The sequence below is a fragment of the Thiocystis violacea genome (assembly GCF_016583565.1).
GTDB lineage: Bacteria > Pseudomonadota > Gammaproteobacteria > Chromatiales > Chromatiaceae > Thiorhodococcus > Thiorhodococcus violaceus_A.
The window spans coordinates 1-3,625 of the sequence record NZ_NRRF01000150.1 but is presented as its reverse complement, the minus strand read 5'-3'; the positions used below and the strand labels follow the sequence as shown (position 1 = coordinate 3,625).

Here is a 3,625-nt window from a genome sequence, read left to right as displayed (position 1 = left end):
CCCAGCAGGCGTTCTTACGCGCGCTCAAGGTACCAGAGGAGCACTTTATCCACCCATCCCCGTGCTGCTGAATCGATGCCGCTGAAAAATACGACATCGGTGCTGTCACGGGGTGCGGAATGTCCGTCTCAAGACAGGGCGGAACTGTTCTAGTGTAAATCCTCTTCTGGGAGCGCATGTTGTCCCCGAATCTGATCATCTGGCGCCCTTCGAGGGATCTTGCAGGGCCAGAGAGTGCTGTGAGAGCGGCGTGTATGGAGCCCCGAACATGGTATTGACTGCCGAGCGCATGCGCTCACTACCGGAATTCTTCGCCGACATTCCCGATCCACGCCGCGCCCAGGGGCGGCGCCATCCCTTGCCCGCGGCCCTGGGCATTGCCGCCGGCGCGGTGCTGTGCGGGGCGCGTGGCTACAAGGCCATCGCCGCGTGGGCCGCGGACCTCAGCCAGCAGGCACGGGCGCGCTTTCGCTGCCGCTGCCGCAACGGCCGCTACGAGGTGCCCAGCCGCACCCGCTTCCGCGACCTGCTCATCAGCATTCCACCCGATGACCTCGATCGTGCCCTGCAAGGCTGGAACGCGCAGATGGGCGTGGCCGACGAAGGTCTGGCCCTCGACGGCAAGACCATGCGTAACGCCATCGACGAGGCGGGCCAGCAGACGCACATCCTCGGTGCCGTGGGGCATCAAAGCCGAGCCTGCCATACCCAACAAAGTCGCCGCCTTGCCCGTAGGCGCCGGCGATGAGGTCAAGCAGACCAATGAGATCGGCATGGCCATCCCCTTGCTCGAATCTCTCGACATCGCCGGCAAGACCATTACCGCCGACGCCCTGCTCACCCAGCGCAAGATCGCTCAACACGTGGTCGAGCGCGGCGCCCACTACGTCTTTATCGCCAAGGACAATCAGCCCACCCTGATCGCCGACATCCGCCTGCACTTCGCCGAGCGCGGCGAGGCGGACTTCCGCGAACCGCTGAACCTCGAGCACGGGCGCTTGGAGTCGCGCGCTATCTGGACCTCCACGGCGCTCAACGATGACCTCGACTTCCCCCTCACGGGGCAAGTCGTCGCCATTCCGTAACGGCGGGTTTCGCTGAGGCGCTGCGGTTGGTGCCCGGATTTCATCTGGGCTTGACCAATGACTACGCGCCAAACGTCCTGGTGCGTGGCTTCTCGAGTCTTGGCTCGGGCAACCTGCTGGTACTGCTCGACGGGGTGGCTCAATCGGATCTGATCCTGGTGAATCCGCTCAGCGTCCTGGGCGTCATCCCCATCGACGTCATCGAACGGATCGAGGTGACGCGTGGACCGGGCTCCTCGGTGTTCGGCGCGGATGCCTTCTCCGGGGTGGTCAATGTCATCACGCGCAAGCGGGTCGACCAGCAGCAGATCACGCTGAGTGGCGGCTCGGAGCGCACACGTGACGGACGCCTCCTGGTTGGGAACAGCAACGCATCCACCGACATCGTCCTTGGCGCCGAGGTCATGGAGACGGACGGGCCTACGCCCGTGATTCGCGCCGACCGCTTGTCGCAGATCGATGCCCTGCTCGGGAGCGGATTCTCGCTGGCACCGAGCGCGGTCAACACAGACCAACGCAATCTGGGCGTGCTGGCGAATGACCGATTCGGTCAGGCGCGCGCCATGCTGCGGCTCTTGCGCACCACGCAGGGGCTTGGTGCCGGGATCTTGAGTGCCATCGATCCCAGCGGGACGCGCACGCTGGAGACGGTCGAAGGGCGTCTTGAGCGCAAGGTCAGATTCAGCCAACGGCTCGCGCTGACGCTCTAAGTGGATGCCGCGCAGGAGACCTGGCGACTGCGCTCGGATCTTCGCTATGCGGCGAGCGCTCGGCATTTCATCACCCTGGGGCTCGGGGTTGAGCAGGTCCGCTACGCGCTCGACGCGCTGGAGCTGCGCGGATTGGATGCCGTCGCGTCTGGCATGGGCACGACCGGCACCACGCTGAGCGATCCGCTCACGGGGTATGCCAGCGCGCTGACGCAGTTGCTGTCCGCGGCCGCAACGGGATCTGACGATGACGGCCATGGCCGCCTGCTGTCCGCCTATTTCCAGGACGAATGGCTGATCGCCCCGAAGTGGTCGCTGACTTGGGGTGCGCGGCTCGACGACAATTCGGATGTTGGAACGCATGTCAGCCCACGCGCCGTCCTCGTGTGGACACCGCTGCCCGAATGGACCGCGAAGCTGCTTTACGGTGAGGGCTTTCGTGCTCCGACCCTCCGCGAGACGCGCAATGGTCTGCTGCCGATCTATCAAGCGAACGCTGACCTCGAGTCGGAGCGTCTGCGCACCCGCGAGTTCGCCGTGCAGTACCAGCCCCACCCCGATCTGGAACTCGGCCTAAACCTGTTTCGCCATGAAACCGTCGACCAAATCCGCCAGCAGGATCGCCGCGTCTCGGTCGAGCCAGAGAACGTCGGTCGTCCGATTGGCCAGGGCGCCGAACTCGAGGTCCGCTATCAACCTACTTCGCTGGCTTGACTCACACCTCGGGTCACTCTCTCTCTCTCTCTCTCTCTCTCTCAATGGCATTACCACGGACAAGACCGACCAAGTGGCACATGCTCGAAGTGGTACAGCGCCAGCAACCAAGAACCGCATGGTTGCACTGATCCGCGCCATATTGCGACGTGCCGAACGTCAGTGGGGCTGGATCGATCGGGCGCCGTCTGTGCGGACTTATGCCGAGCCGGGCTTACGCATTCGCTGACTTACCCGTGACGAAGCCGACCGACTGCTGAAGGAATTGCCCGCGCACTTGGCCGACATGGCGGGGTTCACGCTGGCTACGGGACTGCGGCGCGCCAATGTTACCGGGCTGGAATGGGGGCAGGTCGATCTTAGCCGCCGGGTGGCCTGGATTCATCCTGATCAGGCAAAGGCCCGCCGGGCGATCGGGGTGCCGCTCAACTACGATGCCGTGTTGGTGCTTCGCCGCTGGATCGGGCGCCATGATCGCTGGGTGTTCACGTACAAAGGGAATCGGATCGCCCAAGTTTCAACAGCTGCATGGTACAAGGCACTGGAGCGCGCCGGTATCGAGGATTTTCGCTGGCACGATCTCCGGCACACCTGGGCATCCTGGCACGTTCAGGAAGGAACTCCGCTTCAGGATTTGATGCAGCTTGGGGGCTGGTCGGGCTATGACATGGTGCTCAGATATACGCACTTAGCGCCTGAGCACTTGGCCGAGCACGCGGCACGCATCGAACGTTCGCGCACATTATCCGGCACACCGTCGAAGCCTGAAAAGATAAGCAATTGATTTGATGGAGCCGATGAGCGGATTCGAACCGCTGACCCACGCATTACGAATGCGTTGCTCTACCAACTGAGCTACATCGGCAGCTAAGCCCGAAATCATAGCTAAAGATGACTCGATGCTCAAGCGATGGAGGCGGAAAACAGGGCGAGCGCGTATAAATTCTCAACCAAACACAACCTTAGCGCGGTAGTCATCGTTCCAGGTGGCCTTGCGGCGCTTCTTGGACATGCGCTGCTTGGAGGGCTCTTGTTCCAGCAGATTCATGCAAAGGTGACGGATCGAGGTCAGAATCGCTGGAGCATGGCCTTTGCGGATGCGGCAGGCGTCTTCGC

At 63.0% G+C, this 3,625-nt stretch carries 4 protein-coding genes, 1 tRNA gene and 1 pseudogene; 5 read left to right on the top strand and 1 reads right to left on the bottom strand.

Features of this window, described 5'->3' with window-relative positions:
- Positions 1-268 precede the first annotated feature (268 nt).
- The 5 genes and pseudogenes from CKO23_RS24110 to CKO23_RS24095 form a co-directional block, all read left to right on the top strand.
- Positions 269-748 carry a transposase family protein gene (locus tag CKO23_RS24110; protein WP_200335949.1) on the top strand — a complete coding sequence of 160 codons (480 nt, stop codon included), beginning with the start codon at positions 269-271 and terminating at the stop codon, positions 746-748.
- On the top strand, positions 726-1,085 hold the full coding sequence (locus CKO23_RS24105) for an ISAs1 family transposase (RefSeq protein WP_207168685.1): 360 nt from the start codon (positions 726-728) through the stop codon (positions 1,083-1,085). The genes CKO23_RS24110 and CKO23_RS24105 overlap by 23 nt, the downstream gene beginning before the upstream one ends.
- A gap of 20 nt (positions 1,086-1,105) precedes the next feature.
- Positions 1,106-1,795 (top strand): TonB-dependent receptor plug domain-containing protein, encoded by a 690-nt coding sequence (locus CKO23_RS26190; protein WP_440870594.1) that lies wholly within the window; start codon positions 1,106-1,108, stop codon positions 1,793-1,795.
- On the top strand, positions 1,796-2,509 hold the full coding sequence (locus CKO23_RS26185) for a TonB-dependent receptor plug domain-containing protein (protein ID WP_346014683.1): 714 nt from the start codon (positions 1,796-1,798) through the stop codon (positions 2,507-2,509).
- A gap of 241 nt (positions 2,510-2,750) precedes the next feature.
- Positions 2,751-3,293, top strand: a pseudogene (locus tag CKO23_RS24095) (site-specific integrase); the annotation flags it as partial.
- Positions 3,294-3,298: 5 nt separating this feature from the next.
- Here CKO23_RS24095 and CKO23_RS24090 read toward each other — a convergent pair.
- Positions 3,299-3,374, bottom strand: a tRNA-Thr gene (locus CKO23_RS24090).
- Positions 3,375-3,625 lie beyond the last annotated feature (251 nt).

What these genes read in the sequence shown, in the direction of transcription:
- CKO23_RS24110 (WP_200335949.1), top strand. Translation starts at nt 269, where the DNA reads ATGGTATTGACTGCCGAGCGCATGCGCTCACTACCGGAATTCTTCGCC.